The sequence below is a fragment of the Streptomyces sp. NBC_01317 genome (genome assembly GCF_035961655.1).
GTDB lineage: Bacteria > Actinomycetota > Actinomycetes > Streptomycetales > Streptomycetaceae > Streptomyces.
Genome location: NZ_CP108393.1, coordinates 6,207,872 through 6,231,348, shown reverse-complemented (window position 1 = coordinate 6,231,348; position 23,477 = coordinate 6,207,872). Strand labels below are relative to the sequence as shown.

Below are 23,477 nucleotides of genomic sequence, written 5' to 3'. Positions count from 1 at the left end.
CACAGAACCACATGCCACGGCGCCTGCCAGCGGTCCGGTCGGGGACTGGGGGCAGGCGCCGCGCCTTGCGGAGGGCCCGGAGATCGCTCTCCGGGCCGACACCGCCCGTACGCCGTTGTACGGGACGTCTTCGGGGAAGGGCCGCGCGGCTCAGACCGTCAGCGCGCGGTCCGTCGGGCGGATCGGGGACGGCAGGTCGCTGGCGCCCGTCAGGTGACGGTCCACCCCCCGCGCCGCCGAGCGCCCCTCGGCGATCGCCCAGACGATCAGGGACTGCCCGCGCCCCGCGTCACCGGCCACGTACACGCCGGGAACGTTCGTCGCGAAGTCCTCGTCGCGGGCGATGTTGCCGCGCTCGTCCAGCTCCAGGCCGAACTGCTCGACCAGGCCGTTGGACCGGTCCGTACCGGTGAAGCCCATGGCGAGCGTGACCAGTTGCGCCGGGATCGACCGCTCGGTGCCCGGCTTCTGCTCCAGCGTGCCGTTCACGAACTCCACCTCGGTCAGGTGCAGCGACTGGACGTTGCCGTCCTCGTCGCCCTCGAAGTGCGTGGTGGAGACGGCGTAGACGCGCTCGCCGCCCTCCTCGTGCGCGGAGGTCACCTTGTAGAGCATCGGGAACGTCGGCCACGGCTGGTGCGCCGCCCGGTCGTCGCCCGGCCTCGGCATGATCTCCAGCTGGGTGACGGACGCCGCGCCCTGCCGGTGGGCCGTACCGACGCAGTCCGCGCCGGTGTCGCCGCCGCCGATCACCACGACGTGCTTGCCCTCGGCGCTGATCGGGGTGACCGTGAGGTCCCCCTCCCGCACCTTGTTGGCCAGCGGCAGGTACTCCATCGCGAAGTGGATGCCCTTGAGGTCGCGGCCCGGGACGGGCAGGTCGCGCGAGACGGTCGCCCCGGCGGCGATGACGACGGAGTCGTACCGCTTGCGCAGCTTCACCGCGTCGATGTCGCGGCCGATCTCCACCTCGGTGCGGAACTTGGTGCCTTCCGCGCGCATCTGCTCGATGCGCCGGTTGATGTGCGACTTCTCCATCTTGAACTCGGGGATGCCGTACCGCAGCAGCCCGCCGATGCGGTCCGCTCGCTCGTACACGACCACGGTGTGCCCGGCCCGCGTCAGCTGCTGGGCGGCGGCGAGTCCCGCCGGGCCCGAGCCGATGACGGCGACGGTCTTGCCGGAGAGCCGCTCGGGCGGCTGCGGGGTGACGTCACCGCTGTCCCAGGCCTTGTCGATGATGGAGACTTCGACGTTCTTGATCGTGACGGCCGGCTGGTTGATCGCCAGCACACACGCGGACTCGCAGGGCGCCGGGCACAGCCGCCCGGTGAACTCCGGGAAGTTGTTGGTGGCGTGCAGCCGCTCGCTCGCCGCCGTCCAGTCCTCGCGGTAGGCGTAGTCGTTCCACTCGGGGATCAGGTTCCCCAGCGGACAGCCCTGGTGGCAGAACGGGATGCCGCAGTCCATGCAGCGCCCGGCCTGCTTGCTGATGATGGGGAGCAGCGAGCCCGGAACGTAGACCTCGTTCCAGTCCTTGACGCGCTCCTCGACGGGCCGGGTCCTGGCGACCTCGCGTCCCGTGGTGAGAAAGCCCTTAGGGTCAGCCATTGGTCGCCGCCTCCATCATCTTCTCGGTGGTCTCGGTCTCCGAGAGACCGGCCAGCTCGGCGGCGTCCTTGGCGGCGAGCACTGCCTTGTACGTGGTCGGGATGATCTTGCTGAAGCGGGCCGCCGACGCGTCCCAGTCGGCCAGCAGCTTGTCGGCGACGGTGGAGCCCGTCTCCTCCTGGTGGCGGCGCACGACGTCGTGCAGCCACCGCTTGTCGGCGTCGTCGAGCGGCTCGACGGCTTCCAGGTTCCCCGCGTTGACGTTGTCCGGGTCGAGGTCGATGACGTACGCGACCCCGCCGGACATGCCGGCCGCGAAGTTCCGCCCGGTCTCGCCGATGACCACGGCACGGCCGCCGGTCATGTACTCGCAGCCGTGGTCGCCCACGCCCTCCGAGACGACCGTGGCACCGGAGTTGCGGACGCAGAAGCGTTCGCCGGTACGGCCCCGCAGGTACAGCTCGCCGCCGGTGGCGCCGTAGGCGATGGTGTTGCCCGCGATGGTGGAGAACTCCGCGAGGTGGTCGGCGCCCCGGTCGGGCCGTACGACGACCCGGCCGCCGGACAAGCCCTTGCCGACGTAGTCGTTCGCGTCGCCCTCCAGGCGCAGGGTGACCCCGCTGGGCAGGAACGCGCCGAACGACTGCCCGGCGGACCCGGTGAAGGTGATGTCGATCGTGTCGTCGGGCAGGCCCGCGCCGCCGAACTTCTTGGTCACCTCGTGGCCGAGCATCGTACCGACGGTGCGGTTGATGTTGCGGATGGCGACCTGCGCGCGGACGGGCTGCGCGGCCTCGGCGCTCTCGGCGCTCAGCGCGTCGGCGGCGAGCTTGATCAGCTCGTTGTCGAGGGCCTTGGCGAGGCCGTGGTCCTGGATCATGACCTGGTGGCGTACGGCTCCCTCGGGCAGCGCCGGTACGTGGAACAGCGGCGCCAGGTCGAGGCCCTGGGCCTTCCAGTGGTCGACGGCCCGGTCGGTGTCGAGGAACTCGGCGTGTCCCACGGCCTCTTCGAGGGTACGGAAGCCCAGCTCGGCGAGGATCTCGCGGACCTCCTCCGCGATGAACTCGAAGAAGTTGACGATGTACTCGGCCTTGCCGGTGAACCGCTCGCGCAGGACGGGGTTCTGGGTGGCGATGCCGACGGGGCAGGTGTCGAGGTGGCAGACGCGCATCATGACGCAGCCGGACACGACGAGCGGCGCGGTGGCGAAGCCGAACTCCTCGGCGCCGAGCAGCGCGGCGACGACGACGTCACGGCCGGTCTTGAGCTGGCCGTCGGTCTGCACGACGATGCGGTCGCGCAGCCCGTTGAGCAGCAGCGTCTGCTGGGTCTCGGCGAGGCCCAGCTCCCAGGGCCCGCCCGCGTGCTTGAGCGAGGTGAGCGGCGAGGCGCCCGTACCGCCGTCGTGTCCCGAGATCAGAACGACGTCGGCGTGCGCCTTGGAGACCCCGGCGGCGACCGTGCCGACGCCGACCTCGGAGACCAGCTTCACGTGGATGCGGGCCTGCGGGTTGGCGTTCTTGAGGTCGTGGATGAGCTGGGCGAGGTCTTCGATGGAGTAGATGTCGTGGTGCGGCGGCGGGGAGATCAGGCCGACGCCGGGCGTGGAGTGCCGGGTCTTGGCCACCCACGGGTAGACCTTGTGGCCGGGCAGCTGGCCGCCCTCGCCGGGCTTGGCGCCCTGCGCCATCTTGATCTGGATGTCGTCGGCGTTGACCAGGTACTCGCTGGTGACGCCGAAGCGCCCGGAGGCCACCTGCTTGATGGAGGAGCGGCGCGCCGGGTCGTACAGCCGCTCGGCGTCCTCGCCGCCCTCGCCGGTGTTGGACTTGCCGCCGAGCTGGTTCATGGCGACGGCCATGGTCTCGTGCGCCTCTTGGGAGATCGAGCCGTACGACATGGCGCCGGTGGAGAAGCGCCGGACGATCGCGGAGGTCGGCTCGACCTCGTCCAGGGGGACGGGGGTACGGCCGGACGCGATGGTGAACAGGCCGCGCAGCGTCATCAGGCGCTCGGACTGCTCGTTCACGCGGTCCGTGTACTTCTTGAAGATGTCGTAGCGGCGGGAGCGCGTGGCGTGCTGGAGGCGGAAGACCGTCTCGGGGTCGAAGAGGTGCGGCTCGCCCTCGCGGCGCCACTGGTACTCGCCGCCGATCTCCAGCTTGCGGTGGCTGGCGGAGATCCCGGTGGCGGGGTAGCCCTTGGCGTGCCGGGCGGCGACCTCCTGGGCGACGATGTCGAGCCCGGCGCCGCCGATCTTGGTGGCGGTGCCGCTGAAGTACTTCTCCACGAAGTCCAGGTCCAGGCCGACGGCCTCGAAGACCTGCGCGCCCCGGTAGGAGGCGACGGTGGAGATGCCCATCTTGGACATGACCTTGAGGACGCCCTTGCCGAGCGCGTAGATCAGGTTCCGGATCGCCTGCTCGGGCTCCAGGCCCTCGATGAACGTCCCCGCGCGGACCAGGTCCTCGACGGACTCCATCGCGAGGTACGGGTTGACGGCGGCGGCGCCGTACCCGATGAGGAGCGCGACGTGGTGGACCTCGCGGACGTCGCCGGCCTCGACCAGCAGGCCGACCTGCGTGCGCTGCTTGGTACGGATGAGGTGGTGGTGCACGGCTGCGGTGAGGAGCAGCGAGGGGATCGGGGCGTGCTCGGCGTCGGAGTGCCGGTCGGAGAGCACGATGATCCGGGCGCCGCTCTCCAGGGCGGCGTCGGTCTCGGCGCGGATCTCCTCGATACGGGCGGCGAGCGCCTCGCCGCCGCCGCTGACGCGGTAGAGGCCGGAGAGGGTGGCGGCCTTCATGCCGGGCATGTCGCCGTCGGCGTTTATGTGCACGAGCTTGGCCAGCTCGTCGTTGTCGATCACCGGGAAGGGGAGCGTGACGCTGCGGCAGGACGCGGCGGTCGGCTCCAGCAGGTTGCCCTGCGGGCCGAGGGAGGAGCGCAGCGAGGTGACCAGCTCCTCGCGGATGGCGTCCAGCGGCGGGTTCGTGACCTGCGCGAAGAGCTGGGTGAAGTAGTCGAAGAGCAGCCGGGGCCGGGCGGACAGCGCGGCGATCGGCGAGTCCGTACCCATGGAGCCGATCGGCTCGGCGCCGCTGCGGGCCATGGGCGCGAGGAGGACGCGCAGCTCTTCCTCGGTGTAGCCGAAGGTCTGCTGGCGGCGGGTGACGGAGGCATGGGTGTGCACGATGTGCTCGCGCTCGGGAAGGTCGGAGAGCTCGATCTCGCCGGTCTCCAGCCATTCCCTGTACGGCTTCTCGGCGGCGAGGGTCGCCTTGATCTCGTCGTCCTCGATGATGCGGTGCTCGGCGGTGTCGACGAGGAACATCCGGCCGGGCTGGAGGCGGCCCTTGCGGACGACCTTCGCGGGGTCGATGTCGAGGACGCCGACCTCGGAGGAGAGGACGACGAGTCCTTCGTCGGTCACCCAGTAGCGGCCGGGGCGCAGTCCGTTGCGGTCGAGGACCGCGCCGACCTGGGTGCCGTCGGTGAAGGTGACGCAGGCGGGGCCGTCCCAGGGCTCCATCATCGTGGCGTGGAACTGGTAGAAGGCACGGCGCTCGGGGTCCATGGAGTCGTGGTTCTCCCACGCCTCGGGGACCATCATCAGCACGGAGTGCGGCAGCGACCGGCCGCCGAGGTGGATGAGTTCGAGGACCTCGTCGAAGGACGCGGAGTCGGAGGCGTCCGGCGTACAGAGGGGGAAGATCCGCTCCAGCTTGTCTGCACCGAAGAGGTCGGAGCCGAGCTGGGACTCGCGGGCCTTCATCCAGTTGCGGTTGCCCTTGACCGTGTTGATCTCGCCGTTGTGCGCGACGAAGCGGTACGGGTGGGCGAGCGGCCAGCTCGGGAAGGTGTTGGTGGAGAAGCGGGAGTGGACCAGGGCGATCGCGGTGGCGAACCGGCGGTCGGACAGGTCGGGGAAGAACGGCTCCAGCTGGCCGGTGGTGAGCATTCCCTTGTAGACGATCGTGCGGGCGGAGAGCGAGGGGAAGTACACCCCGCCCACCCGCTCGGCGCGCTTGCGCAGGAGGAACGCCTTGCGGTCGAGGGCGATGCCCGTGCTCGTACCGTCGGCGACGAAGAGCTGGCGGAAGGCCGGCATCGTCGAGCGGGCGGTGGCACCGAGCAGTCCGGGGGCGACGGGGACGTCACGCCAGCCCAGGACGTTCAGGCCCTCCTCGGCGGCGAGCGTCTCAAGCCGTGAGACCGCGTCGGTCGCGTCGTCGGCGGGCAGGAAGGCGATGCCGACGGCGTACGCGCCGGGCTCGGGCAGCTCGAAGTCGGTGACCTCGCGCAGGAAGGCGTCCGGGACCTGGAGCAGGATGCCGGCGCCGTCACCGGAATCGGGCTCGGAGCCGGTGGCACCACGGTGTTCGAGATTGCGCAGTACGGTCAGCGCCTGCTCCACCAGTGCGTGGCTGGCTACACCGGTAAGGGTGGCCACGAACCCGACACCACAGGCGTCGTGTTCGTTACGGGGGTCGTACATCCCTTGCGGGGCGGGGCGACCGTCCATGGGCGACCAGGCGTCGGAACGCATTGGCACTCCCGTCGTCGTCGTGGCATATGCGATAACCGAGGGACGACGCTGGCCCTCCAAGAAATTTCGTGCAGGTTACATGATGGGCGGCTTCTCAGGAAGCGGATAGCGCATTCCAACATGTGGACACCGCGCGTAGCGGCGGATGTGGGGCACGGACGGACAGATCGTCGCCCGCCGGGCAGCTGCGGAGCAGGCATCGTTGCCCGCGGCGCCCAGAGGTCATGCCCGGTCATTAAGGACTCGAAACCGCGGGGTAACGACTGTGGGAGTGGCGCTCGGTCCAGTGTCTCATTCCGGGTGGGCGAGGGGTCGGCACCGGGCCCGGGAGATCGGTCACAGGGCAGGTCAGCGTGGTCTCTCCCCCCCCCGCTGTCAGAGGGCGGCGCCGAACGCCGCGCCCAGTCCGTACGTCAGGGCGGCGGCCGTTCCGCCGAGGGTCAGCTGGCGCAGTCCGCCGTACCACCAGCTGCGGGCGGTCACCCGGGAGACCAGCGCGCCGCAGCCGAAGAGCCCGACGAGTGCCAGGACCAGGGCGGGCCACAGGGCGGTGGCGCCCAGCAGGTACGGCAGGACGGGCAGCAGGGCGCCCAGCGCGAAGGAGCCGAACGACGAGACTGCGGCGACGGTCGGGGACGGCAGGTCGTCCGGGTCGATGCCCAGTTCCTCGCGGGCGTGGATCTCCAGCGCCTGCTCGGGGTCCTTGGACAGCTGCTGGGCGACCTCGCGGGCGAGCGCCGGTTCCACCCCGCGCGATATGTAGAGCGCGGCCAGTTCCTCCATCTCGTCGGCGGGGTGTTTGCGCAGCTCACGGCGTTCGACATCCAGCTCGGCCTGGACCAGTTCGCGCTGGGAGGCGACGGAGGTGTACTCCCCGGCGGCCATCGAGAAGGCACCGGCCGCGAGGCCCGCGAGGCCGGTGATCACCAGGGTGTGGTGGGAGACGGCGCCTCCGGCGACGCCGGTCATCAGGGCCAGGTTCGAGACGAGTCCGTCCATCGCGCCGAACACCGCGGGACGCAGCCAGCCGCCGTTGACGTCGCGGTGGGTGTGGTTGTCGCGGTGGGCCTCGTGGAGCGTGGCCTCGGTGTCGATGACGGACATGCTTCTCCTCTTTCACAGCGGTGGACCGGCCGGGCGTCGAAGCGGCGCCCACCCCTCCAGGTGATCGAAAATACGCACGAAAAACGTCGCCCGCCAGCAAGGAAGGCCGTACTTACCAGCGCTTTCGCACGGTTTGGGCGGCGGTCCGGCCCCCCTCCCGCACCCGTCCGGCGCCCGTCCGGCGCCCTTCCGGCGCCCTTCCGGCGCCCTTCCGGCACCCCGACCCGGTGTCAGCCGGGTGACAGCGACGTTTCCCGGACTCCCCGGGCCGTGTACGTGGCACAGATGGCAGGAACAGGCTCGTTGTGCGCGGAAGGGCGGCCACCGATGGAGCTGATTGCATGCGATCCGGCTCGCGACGAGGCCGCGGTGCTCCGCGACCGGGCGCGGGGCGCACTGCTGGGCCTCGCGGTCGGGGACGCGCTCGGGGCCCCCGCGGAGAACATGCGGCCCTCCGAGATCCGCCGCCGCTGGGGCCGTATCGAGGGCTTCGTCGCGGACAACCCGGCCGGTACGGACGACACGGAGTACGCGATCTTCTCCGGGCTGCTGCTGGCCCGGCACGGCTCGGCGCTGACCGTCGCGCACGTCGAGAAGGCGTGGCACCACTGGCTGGCGGACCTGGACGAGGGCCCGTTCCGGGGGGCGGGGTTCAGTGAGCGCGGCACGCTGGAGAACCTGCGGCGCGGCCTCGCCGCCCCCATCACGGCGCAGCACCGCCACGCGTGGAGCGACGGCCTGGCGATGCGCGCGGCGCCGTTCGGTGTGTTCGCGGCGGGCCGCCCGGAGGAGGCGGCGCGGCTGGTGTCGGTCGACGGCAGTGTCAGCCACGACGGGGAGGGCATCTACGGCGGCCGGGCGGTGGCGGCGGGGGTCGCGGCCGCGATGACGGGGGCGGGTCCGGCGTCGGTGGTCGCGGCGGCGCTCTCGGTGATCCCGATGGACTCCTGGACGGCCCGCACCCTGCGGCGCGGGGTGGTGGCGGCGCGGCGGGAGTACCCGGACACGCTGACGAGGGAACGCGCGGTCCGCTCGTCGGTGGTCATCGGCGGCTACCCGTGGACGGACCTGGCACCGGAGGCGGTGGGCCTGGCCTTCGGCGCGTTCACGGCGGCACGCGGCGACTTCCGTACGTCGGTCCTCACGGCGGTCAACATGGGCCGCGACGCGGACACGACGGCGGCGGTGGCGGGGGCCCTGGCGGGCGCGCTCTCGGGGGCGCGGGCCATCCCCACGGAATGGTCCTCGGCGATCGGCCCGGTACGGGGCAGTTGCCTGCCCTCGATGCGCGGCTACCACGTCCTGGACATCGCGGACCTGCTCACCCCGGACGAGGAAGAGGCACCACGGCCATGACACGGAACGACCGGGGCGAGCCCCGGGGCACGGGACGATTCGACACGACGGGGGTCCCGGCGGGGCGGGGCCTCGGCCCGGCGGGGGCGGCCGATGCCGGTGCCGGGGTCGCGGCCCCCCAGGTTCCCGGCGTGGGGCAGGCGCCGACGCCCTCCGTGGGCCCGGCGGGGCCGGCCGTGGCGGGAACGGGGGCGTCAGGGGTGCCTGGGTCCGGGGCGACCGGACCGTCCGGGCCGGGAACGTACACCGAGCCGCTGGCCGCGTCCGGGGGTGCCCCCGGGGTGCTCCTGCCGGACGGTCCGCGGGCCGGGGCCGTCCCGGACGGCCGCCCGTCACCCGGCCCCGGAGGCGGACCTGGGACGGGCAAGGGGGAGACCGACGCGGGCGCGGATACAGCCACGAGTGCCGGACCCGGCCCGGCCAAGGGCATGGGCACCGGCCCGGGTACGAGCACGGGCGTCGGCACCCGGGCGCGCGCGGGTACGGGCGCGGGATCAGGCCCCCGCACGGACACGGCCACGGGCGCGGAACCGCACGCAGACGCGGCTGCCGACACCCGTACGGGTACGGGTCCACGTACAGGCGCCCGACCGGGCGCGGGCTCCTGCCCAGGTACGGGCGCCGACGGCCGCACGGGTGCAGGTACGGGTACCCGCACAGGCGCCGAACCGGGCGCGGGCTCCGGTGCCCGCACAGACACAGGCACGGACGCGGACACCCGCACCGGCGCGGGCGCGCGTACACGCACCCGTGCGGACGAGGTCCACGACGGGCGCGGCCCGGAACGCGGGCCTGCGGCGCACGGCGCCGATCCGGGCGGAGCTCCCGTCGGCGCGGGACGCGCCCTCACGGGTGCGCGTACGCGCGCGGGCGCCAGTACGGAAACGGGCGCCGGCACCGGCGTGGGCACGGACGCGCACGCCGGGACCGGCGCGGGCGGGGGATCCGGCGGGGACGCCGGTGTCGGTACGAGCGACGAACCTGGCACGGACGCCGGCACCCGTACCAGCACGGACGCCGGGACCGGCGCGTACACGCGTACACACACCCGTGCGGACGAGGTTCAGGACGAGCGCGGCCCGGGACACGGCGCCGCGGCGCAGGGCGGCGACCCGGGCGGCGCTGCCGCCCACGCGGGAGGCGTCCTGACGGGTGTGCGTACGCGCGCGGGCGTCAGTACGGAAACGGGCGCCGGCACCGGCGTGGGCACGGACGCGCACGCCGGGACCGGCGCGGGCGCGGATGGCGTGACCGGCACCTGCACACCTACCTGCGCGGACGCCGAGACCGGCCCGCACACCGGGACCGATGCGTACACGCGTACCGGCGCGGGCGCCGGGGCCGGTGTGGGCGGCCCGGGCGTCGGCTGTCGTGAGGACCGGTCTCCGGGGCGCGCGGGCGGTCGTGCCGTCCGGCGGATCGAGGGGCTTCTCCTCGGACTCGCCGCCGGGGACGCCGCCGGGTGGCCCGCCGCCCGGCATCGGGCCGCTCGGATGCCCGAGTGGACCCGGCGGCTCACCCGGGAGCTCGACACCTTCGCCGAGCAGAACGCGACCACCACCCTCCCCGTCCCCATCGCCCTCAACCAGCCCCCCGAGCCCCTGCGGCTCGGCCCCTCCGACGACGCCGAGTGGGCCGCGTTCGCGGCCGAGGCCGTGCTCACCGCCGCCGGGGACCTCTTCCACGGGCTCGGCGCCGACCGGCGCATGCGCGCCGCCGTCGACCTCGCCTGGAACTCCCTCGCCAGCGAGATCGCCGCCGCCGCCGACCGCGCCCCCGAGGTCGAGTCCGCCGTGCTGCCGCTGCGCGCCCGGATCTCCGTACGGGCCGGGCTCGGCAACCTCGCCACCGGCCTGCGCCCGCCCGCCACCGGCCACGACAACCCGCACTACTTCGACGACGCCGCGTGCGTACGGGCCGTCGTCCTCGCGGTCGTCCACCCCGGCGACCCGGCCGCCGCCGCCGAACTCGCCGAGTTCGACGCCCGCTACACCCAGGACGGCGACGGCGTGCACGGCGCCCGCGCCATGGCCGCCGCCGTCGCGACCGCCCTCGGCGGCGGGGACGTGGAAGCCGCCGTCGGGGCCGCGCTCGCCCAGCTCCCCGGGACCACCGAGATCGGCCGCAACGCCCGGCACGCCGTCAAACTCGCCCAGGACTTCGCCGACGAGGAGGCCGGCGCCTTCGCCCTCGTCCCCCTGCTGGAGCATCAGATCGTCGACCACGTCTACAGCTACGGCATCGCCGCCGCCGAGACCGTCCCCGTCGCCCTCGCCCTCACCGTCGCCGCCCGGGGCCGGGTGACCGGAGCCGTCCCCGCCGCCGCGTGCCTCTCCCGGGTCGCCGACTCCGCGCCCGCCCTCGCCGGCGCGCTGACCGGCGCGCTCGGCGGCGGCGACACCGTACCGGCCGCCTGGCGGGACGCCTGCCGTACGCTCGCGGGCTGCGCGCTCCCCCGCCTCGCCGGCATCGATCTCATCGAACTCGCCGGGCTGCTGACAGACACGGAACTGGCCTCTCCGGGTGGACAATTCCGACATGACGACCCTGAGCACACCCCCCACCCCCTCCGCCACGGAGATCCCCGCCCTCGCTGACCGCGTCACCGGCTGCCTGCTCGGCGCGGCCGTCGGCGACGCCCTCGGCGGCCCGGTCGAGGGGTACTCCCCCGACCAGATCGTCGAGCGCCACGGCGGCCGGGTCACCGGCATCGTCGGCCCGTGGAACGAGGACTGGCGCACCGCCCGCCCCATCGCGCCGTACCACAAGGGCGACGGCCACGTCACCGACGACACCCTGATGACCCACGCCCTGGTCCGGGTGTACGGGACCGTCCGCGACCACCTCGACGCGTACGCCGTCGCCGAACACCTCGTCCCCGACCTGATGTCCACCCCCCGCTGGATCCCCGAGCTGGAGGCCGAGGCGCTCCCCCTCCAGCGGATCTTCCTCGCGGAGAAGTGGATCGTCGCCCGCCTGCACTACGGACACGTCGACCCGCGCGAGGCCGGCGCCGGGAACATCGTCAACTGCGGTGCGGCGATGTACATGGCACCGGTCGGCCTGGTCAACGCGGCCCACCCGGCGGCGGCCTACGCGGAGGCCCTGGACGTGGCCGGCGCGCACCAGTCGTCGTACGGGCGCGAGGCCGCCGGGGTGTTCGCGGCGGCGGTCGCGGCGGCGTGCCTGCCGGGCGCCACCCCCGCGTCGGTCGTCGAGACGTGTCTGGCGCTCGCGAAGGACGGGACACGCGCGGCGATCGAGGCGGTGTGCGAGGTGGCCGCGTGCCACGGTGACGCGGAGTCGGCGCTGCGCGGGCTGCGCGAGGCGGTCGCGCCCTTCGACACCGTCGGCCCCAACTACCGCGCCCCCTCCCTCGGCGCCCGCCGCCCGTCCCGGCTGCACTCGATCGAGGAACTGCCCGTGGCGCTCGGCATGTTGCTCATCGGCGGGGGCGATGTCCGCCGTACGGTGCTGGGGTCGGTCAACTACGGCCGCGACTGCGACTCCATCGCGACGATGAGCGGGGCGATCGCCGGGGCGCTGGGCGGCGAGGCCGCCGTGCCGGCGGAGTGGGCCTCGCGGGTGGCCGAGGCGAGCCGTCTCGACCTGCACGCGCCGGCGCGGGTGCTGACGGAGGTGGCGTACGAGGTGTTCGCACGGGACACGGAACGGCGCCGCGCCCACGAGAGCGCGTTCGCGCGCCTGACGGGGCAGCGATGAGCGGGGCGGCGACGGCCGGCGCGGCGACGAGCGGGGCGGGCGGCCTGCGCCTGACCTGGGTCCAGCCTGAGGACCTGATCGGCCACGAACTGGCCCAGGCGGCCCGGGACGGCCGGGACGCGACGGAGATCGAGCGGCGCTGGCACGAGGCGGGCGGCCACCCGGCCCCGCCGCGCGCGGGCGCGTCCCCGACCACCGCGTCCGCGCGCCTGCGCGCGCTGGCAGAGGAGCTGCTGGACGAACTGGCCCTGCTGGAGTCACCGTTGGCGGTGTACGAGCCGACGGACCTGGCCGGGATCAGAGCGATGAGCGCGGCATGGCCGCCCCACGGAAGCGGCCACGACACGCCGCCTCCTGCGGACGCGCCTTCCCCGACCGACCCGCCACCTCGGACCAACGCACCCTCCCGGACGGGCGCACCCCCTCAGGCCGATGCACTCTCTCAGGCCGACGTGCCCGACCGGGCCGACGCCCCCCACCCGGGCGCGACGCCCCTTCAGGCCGACGCACCCCCTCAGACCAACACCCCCCACCCGGCCGACGCACCCTCCCAGGCCGACACCCCGAACCCGGCCGACGCACCCCCTCAGACCGGCCCACACACCCTGGCCGACGTCCCACCCCGTACCGCCTGCGGTACCGTCTGCGGCCCCCAGGACCTCAAGGTGTTCGGCGCCGCGCCGGCACCCACCGCCGTCCCGGACCACAGCGCCCCGCCGCCGCACGCCACCGAGGCGCCTCCCGGTACCGGTCCCGCCGGTCGCGCCGTCCCCGCACGGCCCGAGGCGCACACAGACGCCGACCACATCGAGTGGTCCCGGGACCCGAACGCCCAACTGGCGGACACCGCAGACGCCTTCAGCCGCACCGCCCCCGCACGGCCCGGCGGGCCGCCCGACGGACCGACCCGATCGGAAGCGAACCGCCCCGAGCCGTCCGAGGGCCCGGAGGCCCAACTGCCCCACACCACCGATACGTTCATCGGCGGCGGCCCCGCCACCCGCGCCCGGACCGGGCCGCCCGACGGACCGCCACACACCACCTCAAACGCGAGCCTCACCGCCCCCTCCCCCCTCACCGTCGCCCAACTGCACGCCGCCTGGCTCGGCCGGGCCGCAGGCTGCCTCCTGGGGAAGCCCGTCGAGAAGCTGCCCCTCGCCGGAATCCGCGCCCTTGCCGCCGCCAGTGGCAACTGGCCCCTGCGGTCGTGGTTCACCGCGAAAGGAGTACCCGCCGAACTCACCGAGGCGTACCCCTGGAACCGGCGCTCCGCGCCGACCTCGCTCGCCGAGAACATCGACGGGATGCCCGAGGACGACGACCTCAACTACCCGCTCCTCAACCTGCTCCTCCTCCAGCGCCACGGAAGGGAGTTCACGACCGGTCAGGTCGCCACGCTCTGGCTGGACGAGCTGCCCGCCGGGCGTACGTTCACGGCCGAGCGGGTCGCGTACGGCAATCTGCTCCACGGGATCGAGCCCCCGCACACCGCCGCCCACCACAACCCGTTCCGCGAGTGGATCGGCGCGGCCATCCGGGCCGACGTCCACGGCTGGGCGAACCCCGGCGACCCGGCCGCCGCCGCCGAACAGGCCTACCGGGACGCGGTGTTGACCCACACCGCCAACGGTGTCTACGGCGCGATGTTCGTCGCCGCCACCATCGCCTCCGCCGCAGGACAGGGTCAGGGTAGAGGTACGGGTACGGGTACGGGTACGGGCGGTGACGTGCACGCCTGCCTGCGCGCCGGGCTCTCCGTCGTACCGCCCCGCTCCCGCCTCGCCGACGCCGTCCGCCTCGGCATCGCCGTCGCCCGGGAACACGCCCACACCGACTTCGAACCCGTCGTCGATCTCCTCCACTCCGCCCTCGGCCACTACCACTGGGTCCACGTCGTCCCGAACACGGCCCTGCTCGCCGCCGCCCTCACCCACGCCGACGGCGACTTCACCGGCTCCATCTGCCGTGCCGTGTCCGGTGGTTGGGACACCGACTCGAACGGCGCGACGGCCGGTTCCGTCGCCGGGCTGCTGGCCGGCCACCCGGACCGGCTGCCGGAGCGCTGGACAGGACCGCTCAAGAACCGCCTCGCCACCTCCGTCGGCGGTTTCGACGGCATCGGCTTCGACACCCTCGCCGAGATCACCCACCAACTCGCCGCACCGGCGCCCGCCCCCGAGGAGTCCCTCCACCCATGACCGGCATCGTGGTGCTCGGCAGCACCAACATGGATCTCGTCGCGTACACGGCCCGGGCCCCCAAGCTCGGGGAGACCGTCACCGGACGGGAGTTCGTCACCGTGCCCGGCGGCAAGGGCGCCAACCAGGCCGTCGCCGCCGCCCGCGCGGGCGGCTCCGTCGCGATGATCGGCGCGGTCGGCTCCGACGACTTCGGTACGGTGCTGCGGCACACGCTCGAAGCGTCCTGTGTCGACACCGACCTCCTGCGCACCGCCGAGGGCGCCTCGGGCACCGCGCACATCGTGGTGGACGACGACGGCGGCAACGCCATCGTCGTCGTCCCGGGCGCGAACGGCACCGTCACCGACCTCGGCCCCGGCGACGAGGCCCTCATCACCATGGCCGACGCGCTGCTCCTCCAGCTCGAACTCCCCCTGAGCGCCGTGGTCGCCGGGGCGGAGGCCGCCCGCCGCCATGGGGTGCGGACCGTCCTCACCCCGGCCCCCGCCCAGCCCCTGCCGCCCGAACTGCTCGCCGCCACCGACCTGTTGGTGCCCAACGAGCACGAGGCGGCCGTGCTCACCGGGATCGCGGACCCGCACAGGGCGGCCGACGCGCTGCTCCGGCAGGTCCCCGAGGTGGTGATCACCCTGGGCCGGGCCGGCAGCCTCCACGCGTCCCGGACCACGGAACCCCTCTTCGTGCCCGCTCCCCAGGTCACCGCCGTGGACACCACCGCCGCGGGCGACACGTTCGTGGGCGCGCTCGTCGTCGCGCTGGTCGAGAGCCGCCCCATGCCCGAGGCCCTGCACTGGGCCTCCACCGCCGCCGCGCTGTGCGTCCAGCGCCCGGGGGCGTCCACCTCCATGCCGTACCGCACCGAGATCGAGGCCTCATGACCACCGCAGCGACCCCCACCACCCCGGGACGGGACACGACACCCGGGCCGGACAACGCCCCCGCCCCCCTCGCCGGCCTGCGCGTCCTCGATCTCGCCACGCTCTTCGCCGGCCCCCTCGCGGCCACGATGCTCGGCGACTTCGGCGCGGACGTCATCAAGATCGAGCACCCCACCCGCCCCGACCCCTCCCGGGGACACGGTCCCGCCAAGGACGGGGTGGGCCTGTGGTGGAAGCTCCTCGGCCGCAACAAGCGCACGGTCACCCTCGACCTGTCGACGCCCGGCGGCCGTGACCTGCTCCTGCGCATGGCCGCCGAGGCCGACGTCGTCATCGAGAACTTCCGGCCCGGCACGCTGGAGAAGTGGGGCCTCGGCTGGGAGGAGCTGTCGACGGCCAACCCCCGGCTGGTGCTGGCCCGCGTCACCGGGTTCGGCCAGTTCGGCCCGTACTCCCACCGCCCCGGCTTCGGCACGCTCGCCGAGGCGATGAGCGGCTTCGCCGCGATCACCGGCGAACCGGACGGGCCGCCGACCCTGCCGCCGTTCGGCCTGGCCGACTCGATCGCGGCGCTGGCCACGGCGTACGCGGTGATGACCGCGCTCGCGGGCCGTCAGGCCACCGGGCGCGGCCAGGTGGTCGACCTGGCGATCATCGAGCCGATCCTCACCGTGCTCGGGCCGCAGCCGCTCTGGTACGACCAGCTCGGCTACGTACAGCCGCGTACCGGCAACCGGTCCCGCAACAACGCCCCCCGCAACACCTACCGGACCGCCGACGGCTCCTGGCTCGCGGTCTCCACGTCGGCGCAGTCCATCGCGGAGCGCGTGATGCGTCTGGTGGGGCGGCCGGAGCTGGCCGCCGAGCCGTGGTTCGCCACCGGCGGGGGCCGGGCGGAGCACGCGGACGTCCTGGACGACGCGGTGGGCGGCTGGATCGCCCGGCACACCCGGGACGAGGCGATGGCGGCGTTCGAGAAGGCCGAGGCGGCGATCGCGCCGGTCTACGACATCCGGGACGTCATGGAGGACCCGCAGTACCGGGCGCTGGACAGCGTCACCGAGGTCCCGGACCCCGAGCTGGGCCCGCTGCGGATGCAGAACGTCCTCTTCCGGCTCTCCGAGACGCCCGGGGCCATCCGCTGGGCGGGCCGCCCGCACGGCGCGGACACCGACGCGGTGCTGGCCGGCCTGGGCCTGTCGGCGCCGGAGATCGCGGCGCTGCGGTCGGAGGGGGCGCTGTGACGATCCCGCTGACCTGGCTGTACGTCCCCGGGGACCGGCCGGAGGTGATGGCGAAGGCGCTGTCGCGGGGCGCGGACGTGGTGATCGTGGACCTGGAGGACGCGGTGGCCCCGGACCGCAAGGAGCACGCGCGCGCCGCCACCGCCGAGTTTCTGTCCGAGCCGCACGCGACGCCGGTCCATGTCCGTATCGACGACGGCCCGGACGCGGCCGCGCTGTCCGGGCTCCCCGGGCTGTCGGGCCTCCGGCTTCCCAAGGTCACCCACGCGTCCGACATCCACCGGATCGCGGCCAGGACGCCGGACACGGCGCTGTACGCGCTGCTGGAGTCGGCGATGGGGATCGAGCACGCGTACGCGATCGCGACCGCGCATCCCGCGGTACGGGGCATCGGTCTCGGTGAGTCGGACCTGCGGGCGGATCTGGGGGTACGGGACGACTCCGGCCTCGACTGGTCGCGCGGCCGGGTCGTGGTGGCGGCCCGCGCGGCGGGGCTGGCGCCGCCGGCCCAGTCGGTGTTCCCGGACGTCCAGGACCTGGAGGGACTGGCGGCGTCCTGCGCGCACGGGCGGGCCCTGGGGTTCCTGGGGCGCGCGGCGATCCATCCCCGCCAGCTGCCGGTCATCGAGCGGGCCTATCTGCCGACGTCCCAGGAGATCGAGGCGGCGGAGGAGGTGGTGGAGGCGGCGACGCGGGAGGGCGGGGCGCAGTCGCTCCCGGACGGCCGCTTTGTCGACGCGGCGATCGTGGCGGCGGCACGCCGTACGCTTTCGCTGGCGTCGCGGAAGTAGGCCTCGCCCCTGCGGCCCCGCCCGCTCCCGCGCCCCCGCGCACCGGTTCCGTCCTCAATCGCCGGACGGGCTTGATGTGGCTGCCCTGATCGTCAGGGTGCGGGACGACAATCGCCGGACGGGCTGTTTCAAGCCCGTCCGGCGATTGAGGACAAAGCGCGACCGCCAGGTCGCGTCAGGTCGTCGTCTTCGCGTCCGCCGCGTCGGCGTCCGCGTCGGTCGGCTCCGCGTCCTCCGGCTCCGAAGACTCCGAGGTCACCGGCTTCGCCGACTCGTCGCGGTCCGGCTCCACCACCTCTTCCCGCCCGGGGCGGAGCCGCGACGAGATCACGATGTACGTGACCGCCAGCGCGAAGATGATGATCGCCGTCCAGTCGTTCAGGCGCAGGCCCAGGATGTGGTGCGCCTCGTCGACCCGCAGGTACTCGATCCAGAAGCGCCCCACGCAGTACGCCGCGACGTACAGCGCGAACGCCCGCCCGTGCCCGAGCTTGAAGCGGCGGTCGGCCCAGATGACCAGCAGGGCCACCCCGACGCACCACAGCGACTCGTACAGGAACGTCGGGTGGTAGAGGCCCGCCTCACGGTTCGGCCCCGAGGAGATCTTGAGCGCCCACGGCACGTCGGTCTCCTTGCCGTACAGCTCCTGGTTGAACCAGTTGCCCCACCGCCCGATCGCCTGCGCGAACGCGATCGCGGGCGCCAGCGCGTCCGCCCACGCGGGCAGCGGGATGCCCCGCCGCCGGCAGCCGATCCAGGCACCCACCGCGCCCAGCGCGATCGCGCCCCAGATCCCGAGGCCGCCCTCCCAGATCTTGAAGGCGTCGACCCAGTTCTCACCGTCGCTGAAATACAGCTGGTAGTCGGTGATGACGTGGTAGAGCCGCCCGCCGACCAGGCCGAAGGGCACCGCCCAGACGGCGATGTCGGCCACGGTGCCGGCTTTGCCGCCCCGGGCGACCCAGCGCTTGCCGCCGTACCAGACGGCGACGAAGACACCGATGATGATGCAGAACGCGTAGCCGCGCAGCGGGAGCGGTCCAAGATGGAGCACACCGGACGACGGGCTGGGAATGTAGGCAAGTTCCATGGCAGAACCGACGGTACCGTGCCGGGCGGGACCTGCGCCGACCCGCCCGGCAACTTCCTGGTAACGAGGTCAGCCCACCGACCTGGTCTCGGGCGGTGCCGTACCGGGCTTCTTGCCCCGGTTGGCCTCCTTCACCCACTTCTTCAGGTTGTCGGGTGTGATGTTCTCGTTGCCCTTCTTCGGGAACACCGCCTCCCCGTTCAGGAGCACGGTCGGCGTCCCGGAGAAGCCGCCGGTACGGAACGCCGCCGCCGACTTGTTCACCCAGTTGTTGTGGTCGCCGCCCTGCACGCACTGGCGGAAGCCGGGCGCCGACTCCAGGCCGTCGACCTTGCCCGCCAGCTCCAGCAGCCGGCTGTTCTTCGCGAAGGCGTCGTCCGTCTCCGCGGGCTGGTTCTTGTACAGCTCGTCGTGGTACGGGGCGAACTTGCCGACGTCCTGGGCGCAGGCGGCCGCGTTGGCCGCGCGCAGCGAGCCCGTGCCGCCCATGTTGCCGTCGATGATCGTGGCGAGGTGGTACTCGACCTTGAGCTGGCCCTGGTTCTCCAGCTCGTGGACGGTGCCCCGGAACGCGTTCTCGAACTGGGCGCACGCCGGGCAGCGGAAGTCCTCCCACACGGTCAGCGTGGAGGGCGCGTCGGGCGCGCCCACGGGGATCGCCAGCTCGTCCTTGCCCGAGACACCGGACGGGGCGAGCACGGGGCCCGCGGCGTCGCTGGTGCCGTCCTTGCCCGCCTTGGCGGCGACCACGCCGATCACGGCGACCACCCCGAGCACGCCGACCACCGTCGACGCGACGACCAGCACCCGCTTGCGCTTCTCCCGGGTCCTGTCCGCCGCACGTTCCTGCTGGAGCCGCTCTCTCGCGCTCCGCCTTGCCTCACGGTTCTTCTCGCTCACGCAGGGCGCAACGAACCGGGGAGGTGCGTACGCACCTCCCCGGCTCCAGGTCCACCCTTACGGGTTATGCCACCCGTCAGCGCTTGCGAACACCGGCGGCAAGCTCGGCCGCCAGCTCACGCACCGCGACCAGGCCCGACGCGGCGTCGGGGGCGTCCAGCATCCGCTTCACGAAGGCGGAGCCGACAATCACCCCGTCGGCGAAGCCCGCGACCTCGGCCGCCTGCGCGGCGTCGGACACCCCGAGCCCCACACAGACCGGCAGGTCGGTCGTGGCGCGGGTGCGTACCACCAGGTCCTGGGCCTGCGCGCCGACCGACACGCGCGTACCGGTCACACCCATCAGGGAGGCCGCGTAGACAAATCCGCTGCCCACGGCCGTGATCTCGGCGAGCCGCTGGTCCTTGCTGCTGGGCGCGACCACGAAGACCGTGGCCAGGCCCTGCTTCTGCGCGTGCTCGCGCCACAGCGCGGACTCCTGGACCGGCAGGTCGGGCAGGATGCACCCGGCGCCGCCCGCCGCCGCCAGCTCGGCGGTGAACCGCTCGACGCCGTAGCGGTCGATCGGGTTCCAGTACGTCATCACGAGCACCGGTTTCCCGGTCGCCTCGTACGCCTCACGGACCGTGCGCATCACGTCCGCGATCCTGACGCCGCCCTTGAGGGCGATGTCGTCGGCGGTCTGGATGACGGGTCCGTCGAGCACCGGGTCGCTGTGCGGCAGCCCGACCTCGACGATGTCGGCGCCCCCCTCGAAGACGGCCTTGACCGCCGCGATGCCACCGTCCACCGTCGGGAACCCGGCGGGCAGGTAGGCGATGAGGGCGGCCCGGTCCTCCGCCTTGGCCGCCGCCAGTGCGGCGTCGAGCAGCGCTACGTTCCCGCTCACTTGGAGCCCTCCCCGTCGTACAGCCCGAAGTAGCGGGCGGCCGTGTCCATGTCCTTGTCGCCGCGCCCGGAGAGGTTGACGACGATCAGGCCGTCCTTCCCCAGTTCCTGTCCCACTTCGAGGGCGCCGGCCAGCGCGTGCGCGCTCTCGATGGCCGGGATGATCCCTTCCGTACGGGAGAGCAGCAGCAGTGCCTGCATGGCCGCGTCGTCCGTGACGGCGCGGTACTCCCCGCGCCCGCTGTCCTTGAGGTACGCGTGCTCGGGGCCGATGCCCGGGTAGTCGAGTCCGGCGGAGATCGAGTACGGCTCGGTGATCTGGCCCTCCTCGTCCTGGAGGACGTACGACCGTGAGCCGTGCAGGATGCCGGGCTCGCCCGCGCTCAGCGTGGCCGCGTGCTCGCCGGTCTCGATGCCGTGCCCCGCCGGCTCGCAGCCCACGAGCCGTACGTCCGCGTCGGGGATGAACGCGTGGAAGAGCCCGATCGCGTTGGACCCGCCGCCCACACAGGCGACGGCGGCGTCCGGCAGCCGTCCCGCCCGCTCCAGGATCTGGCGCCTGGCCTCGACCCCGATGACGCGGTGGAAGTCCCGCACCATCGCGGGGAACGGGTGCGGTCCGGCGACGGTGCCGAAGAGGTAGTGCGTACGGTCCACGTTGGCGACCCAGTCGCGGAACGCCTCGTTGATGGCGTCCTTGAGGGTACGGCTGCCGGACAGCACGGGCACCACGTCGGCGCCGAGCATCCGCATGCGGGCGACGTTCAGCGCCTGGCGCTGGGTGTCGATCTCCCCCATGTAGATGGTGCATTCGAGGCCGAAGAGCGCGCAGGCGGTGGCCGTGGCCACGCCGTGCTGGCCGGCGCCGGTCTCGGCGATGACCCGGGTCTTGCCCATGCGCTTGGTGAGCAGCGCCTGCCCCAGCACGTTGTTGATCTTGTGGGACCCCGTGTGGTTGAGGTCCTCCCGCTTGAGGAACACCCGGGCGCCCCCGGCGTGTTCGGCGAACCGCGGGACCTCGGTCAGCGCGCTGGGCCGGCCGGTGTAGTTCACCATCAGCTCGTTCAGCTCGGCCGCGAAGGCGGGATCGCCCTTGGCCTTCTCGTACTCGACGGCGACCTCGTCCACGGCGGCGACGAGCGCCTCGGGGATGAACTTGCCGCCGAAGTCGCCGAAGTAGCCTTCGGCGCTGGGGACAAGTCCCTCGGGATCGGGGATGAAGAATTCTGACATGACGTCTGACACGGCCGGCTTCTCAGGCATTCCGGTACGACTCCTCGGAGCAACGGGCGGATCCGGGCGCCGGGCGGGCGGTGTCAGCGGGAAGTGCGGGCGTACGACGCCCCTCCACGGACACGCCCGGGCCGCGCGGCCCGGTGGACAACTGCGGTCTCAGCGACCGCCGCGCCATCGCATCCCGTTGACCTGACCGGGCTCGTCGCCGATCACGTACCGCACCCGCCGTCCGTGCACCCGACGCGCCGGCGCACGGCAGCCGCGCGGCCGGCACCCGCGCGCCAGGGGCGCGTGGGGCGACGGCAGCGGCAGCTTGCGCAGCACAGCGATGGCGGCGGCGTCGGACACGGTGGGGTCAGTCCCTTCCGTGCCGCAGCGCCGGGTGGGCCCCGGCGGCGACCAGGTCGGCCACCGCCGACTTCGGGTCGCGGCCGGTGACCAGCGACTCGCCGACGAGGACCGCGTCGGCCCCGGCGTTGGCGTACGCGATCAGGTCGTGCGGCCCGCGCACCCCCGACTCGGCGATCTTCACGATGCCGACCGGGATCTCGGGGGCGACCCGCTCGAACGTGCCGCGGTCGACCTTGAGCGTCTTGAGATCACGTGCGTTGACGCCGATGATCTTCGCTCCGGCGGCGACCGCCCGCTCGACCTCGTCCTCGTCGTGGACCTCCACGAGCGGGGTCAGCCCGATCGACTCGGCGCGCTCGATGAGCGACACCAGCGCGTCCTGCTCCAGCGCCGAGACGATGAGCAGCACCAGGTCAGCGCCGTAGGCACGCGCCTCCCACAGCTGGTACGAGGTGACGATGAAGTCCTTGCGCAGGACCGGGATGTCGACCCGGGCCCTGACGGCCTCCAGGTCGGCCAGCGACCCGCCGAAGCGGCGCTTTTCGGTCAGTACGGAGATGACGGCCGCGCCGCCCGCCTCGTAGTCGGCGGCGAGCCCGGCCGGGTCGGCGATCGCGGCGAGCGCGCCCTTCGAGGGGCTGGAGCGCTTCACCTCGCAGATCACGTGGACCCCTTCACCGCGCAGCGCGGCGAGGGCGTCCTTCGCCGCGGGGGCCTTGGCGGCGCGCTCCTTGAGCTCGTCAAGGCTCACCCGGGCCTGCCGCTCCGCGAGGTCGGCGCGCACGCCGTCGATGATCTCGTCGAGCACACTCACGGGAGCGGCCCCCTTCCGGGAGGGTTGTGATCAGGTCGGCCGAGGAGGTCGGCCGGTCGAGCCCGACTGAATCAGGATCAGCCATATCGATGCTATCCGGAACTCGTCCCAGGACCCGCATCCGGCTACCCGAGCCTGCCACGACCTGGGCCTTCACGGAGCGAGCGACGAGCCGAACGGCAGGTTTCTGATCAGTGTGAAGATCAGGACGACTCCGCCGACGGCCCACCACACGGCCGGACGGCGCGGGACGGGCAGCGGGAGCCGGGTCCTGGCCCGTACGGACGAGACCGTCCAGAGCACCCAGAGCGCGGCGGCCACCCCGTACCCGAGGACGGCCAGCGCGTTGTCGCCGAAGGCGGTGACCAGGTCGCCGTGGGCGAGGGCGTGGGCGCTGCGCAACCCGCCGCAGCCGGGGCAGTAGAGACCGGTGAGGGCGAAGAGCGGGCAGACCGGGTAGTGGCCGGGGTGGTTCGGGTCGATCAGCCCGACGTACGTGAAGGCCCCGGCGACGGCGGCCAGGGAGCCGGCCGGGGCGAGGAGACGCCGTACGAGCGAGGCAGCGGGCGGTCCGGGCGGCGGAGCGGCGTACGTGCCCGGCGGGAAGGCCGGAGCGGGAGGGGCCTGCGGAGCCGCGTGGATGCCCGGCGGGACGGCGGGGGCGGGACGGGCCTGCCCGGCCGACGGCTCGGAGCCCGCCGGAACCGGTGCGGAGGGGACTGACATGGCATCCACCCG

At 73.3% G+C, this 23,477-nt stretch carries 17 protein-coding genes and 1 pseudogene; 8 read left to right on the top strand and 10 right to left on the bottom strand.

What is annotated here, in order from left to right; genetic code table 11:
• Positions 1-150: 150 nt before the first annotated feature.
• From OG349_RS27075 to OG349_RS27065, 3 genes are all read right to left on the bottom strand, one after another.
• Entirely contained in the window at positions 151-1,611 is a 1,461-nt protein-coding gene (locus OG349_RS27075; protein WP_327237071.1) for a glutamate synthase subunit beta, read from the bottom strand.
• Entirely contained in the window at positions 1,604-6,163 is a 4,560-nt protein-coding gene (gene gltB, locus OG349_RS27070) for a glutamate synthase large subunit (protein ID WP_327237070.1), read from the bottom strand. The genes OG349_RS27075 and gltB overlap by 8 nt, the downstream gene beginning before the upstream one ends.
• A 375-nt stretch (positions 6,164-6,538) precedes the next feature.
• A complete protein-coding gene (locus OG349_RS27065; protein WP_327237069.1) occupies positions 6,539-7,267 on the bottom strand; it encodes a VIT1/CCC1 transporter family protein in 729 nt (242 codons plus the stop codon).
• Between the two features lie 327 nt (positions 7,268-7,594).
• On the opposite strand from OG349_RS27065, the gene OG349_RS27060 reads away from it, so the two are divergent.
• From OG349_RS27060 to OG349_RS27030, 8 genes and pseudogenes are all read left to right on the top strand, one after another.
• Complete coding sequence (locus tag OG349_RS27060; protein WP_327237068.1) at positions 7,595-8,623, top strand: ADP-ribosylglycohydrolase family protein; 1,029 nt, start codon at positions 7,595-7,597, stop codon at positions 8,621-8,623.
• A 1,346-nt stretch (positions 8,624-9,969) separates the two neighbouring features.
• The gene (locus tag OG349_RS27055; protein WP_442806428.1) at positions 9,970-11,220 is read left to right on the top strand and encodes an ADP-ribosylglycohydrolase family protein; all 1,251 of its coding nucleotides are present in this window, start codon (positions 9,970-9,972) and stop codon (positions 11,218-11,220) included.
• Positions 11,162-12,346 (top strand): ADP-ribosylglycohydrolase family protein, encoded by a 1,185-nt coding sequence (locus OG349_RS27050; RefSeq protein ID WP_327237067.1) that lies wholly within the window; start codon positions 11,162-11,164, stop codon positions 12,344-12,346. The genes OG349_RS27055 and OG349_RS27050 overlap by 59 nt, the downstream gene beginning before the upstream one ends.
• Positions 12,343-12,669: pseudogene (locus tag OG349_RS34905) on the top strand (ADP-ribosylglycohydrolase family protein); the annotation flags it as partial. The gene OG349_RS27050 and the pseudogene OG349_RS34905, both read left to right, overlap by 4 nt.
• A gap of 483 nt (positions 12,670-13,152) precedes the next feature.
• A complete protein-coding gene (locus OG349_RS34900; protein ID WP_442806427.1) occupies positions 13,153-14,544 on the top strand; it encodes an ADP-ribosylglycohydrolase family protein in 1,392 nt (463 codons plus the stop codon).
• Positions 14,541-15,425, top strand: a complete 885-nt coding sequence (rbsK, locus tag OG349_RS27040) for a ribokinase (protein WP_327237065.1) — start codon at positions 14,541-14,543, stop codon at positions 15,423-15,425. The genes OG349_RS34900 and rbsK overlap by 4 nt, the downstream gene beginning before the upstream one ends.
• On the top strand, positions 15,422-16,669 hold the full coding sequence (locus OG349_RS27035; RefSeq protein ID WP_327237064.1) for a CaiB/BaiF CoA transferase family protein: 1,248 nt from the start codon (positions 15,422-15,424) through the stop codon (positions 16,667-16,669). Before rbsK ends, OG349_RS27035 begins: the two co-directional genes overlap by 4 nt.
• On the top strand, positions 16,666-17,460 hold the full coding sequence (locus OG349_RS27030; RefSeq protein WP_327237063.1) for an HpcH/HpaI aldolase/citrate lyase family protein: 795 nt from the start codon (positions 16,666-16,668) through the stop codon (positions 17,458-17,460). The genes OG349_RS27035 and OG349_RS27030 overlap by 4 nt, the downstream gene beginning before the upstream one ends.
• A gap of 175 nt (positions 17,461-17,635) precedes the next feature.
• Here OG349_RS27030 and lgt read toward each other — a convergent pair whose 3' ends face one another.
• The 7 genes from lgt to OG349_RS27000 all read right to left on the bottom strand — a co-directional run bounded on the left by lgt (position 17,636) and on the right by OG349_RS27000 (position 23,465).
• A complete protein-coding gene (lgt, locus tag OG349_RS27025; protein WP_327237062.1) occupies positions 17,636-18,550 on the bottom strand; it encodes a prolipoprotein diacylglyceryl transferase in 915 nt (304 codons plus the stop codon).
• A 69-nt stretch (positions 18,551-18,619) separates the two neighbouring features.
• Positions 18,620-19,450: a DsbA family protein gene (locus tag OG349_RS27020; protein WP_327237061.1), complete on the bottom strand. Its 831-nt coding sequence runs from the start codon at positions 19,448-19,450 to the stop codon at positions 18,620-18,622.
• A 76-nt stretch (positions 19,451-19,526) separates the two neighbouring features.
• Entirely contained in the window at positions 19,527-20,339 is an 813-nt protein-coding gene (trpA, locus tag OG349_RS27015; RefSeq protein WP_327237060.1) for a tryptophan synthase subunit alpha, read from the bottom strand.
• Complete coding sequence (trpB, locus tag OG349_RS27010; RefSeq protein ID WP_327237059.1) at positions 20,336-21,601, bottom strand: tryptophan synthase subunit beta; 1,266 nt, start codon at positions 21,599-21,601, stop codon at positions 20,336-20,338. Before trpB ends, trpA begins: the two co-directional genes overlap by 4 nt.
• A 129-nt stretch (positions 21,602-21,730) precedes the next feature.
• Positions 21,731-21,898 (bottom strand): tryptophan biosynthesis modulator TrpM, encoded by a 168-nt coding sequence (trpM, locus tag OG349_RS34895; protein WP_442806426.1) that lies wholly within the window; start codon positions 21,896-21,898, stop codon positions 21,731-21,733.
• A 31-nt stretch (positions 21,899-21,929) separates the two neighbouring features.
• Positions 21,930-22,739: an indole-3-glycerol phosphate synthase TrpC gene (gene trpC / locus OG349_RS27005; RefSeq protein WP_327237058.1), complete on the bottom strand. Its 810-nt coding sequence runs from the start codon at positions 22,737-22,739 to the stop codon at positions 21,930-21,932.
• Between the two features lie 153 nt (positions 22,740-22,892).
• Complete coding sequence (locus OG349_RS27000) at positions 22,893-23,465, bottom strand: DUF2752 domain-containing protein (RefSeq protein ID WP_442806425.1); 573 nt, start codon at positions 23,463-23,465, stop codon at positions 22,893-22,895.
• Between the last annotated feature and the right edge of the window lie 12 nt (positions 23,466-23,477).

Coding starts and splice junctions, on each gene's coding strand:
- OG349_RS27075 (WP_327237071.1), bottom strand. CDS start 1,611: ATGGCTGACCCTAAGGGCTTTCTCACCACGGGACGCGAGGTCGCCAGG.
- gltB (WP_327237070.1), bottom strand. CDS start 6,163: ATGCGTTCCGACGCCTGGTCGCCCATGGACGGTCGCCCCGCCCCGCAA.
- OG349_RS27065 (WP_327237069.1), bottom strand. CDS start 7,267: ATGTCCGTCATCGACACCGAGGCCACGCTCCACGAGGCCCACCGCGAC.
- OG349_RS27060 (WP_327237068.1), top strand. CDS start 7,595: ATGGAGCTGATTGCATGCGATCCGGCTCGCGACGAGGCCGCGGTGCTC.
- OG349_RS27050 (WP_327237067.1), top strand. CDS start 11,162: ATGACGACCCTGAGCACACCCCCCACCCCCTCCGCCACGGAGATCCCC.
- rbsK (WP_327237065.1), top strand. CDS start 14,541: ATGACCGGCATCGTGGTGCTCGGCAGCACCAACATGGATCTCGTCGCG.
- OG349_RS27035 (WP_327237064.1), top strand. CDS start 15,422: ATGACCACCGCAGCGACCCCCACCACCCCGGGACGGGACACGACACCC.
- lgt (WP_327237062.1), bottom strand. CDS start 18,550: ATGGAACTTGCCTACATTCCCAGCCCGTCGTCCGGTGTGCTCCATCTT.
- trpB (WP_327237059.1), bottom strand. CDS start 21,601: ATGCCTGAGAAGCCGGCCGTGTCAGACGTCATGTCAGAATTCTTCATC.
- OG349_RS27000 (WP_442806425.1), bottom strand. CDS start 23,465: ATGTCAGTCCCCTCCGCACCGGTTCCGGCGGGCTCCGAGCCGTCGGCC.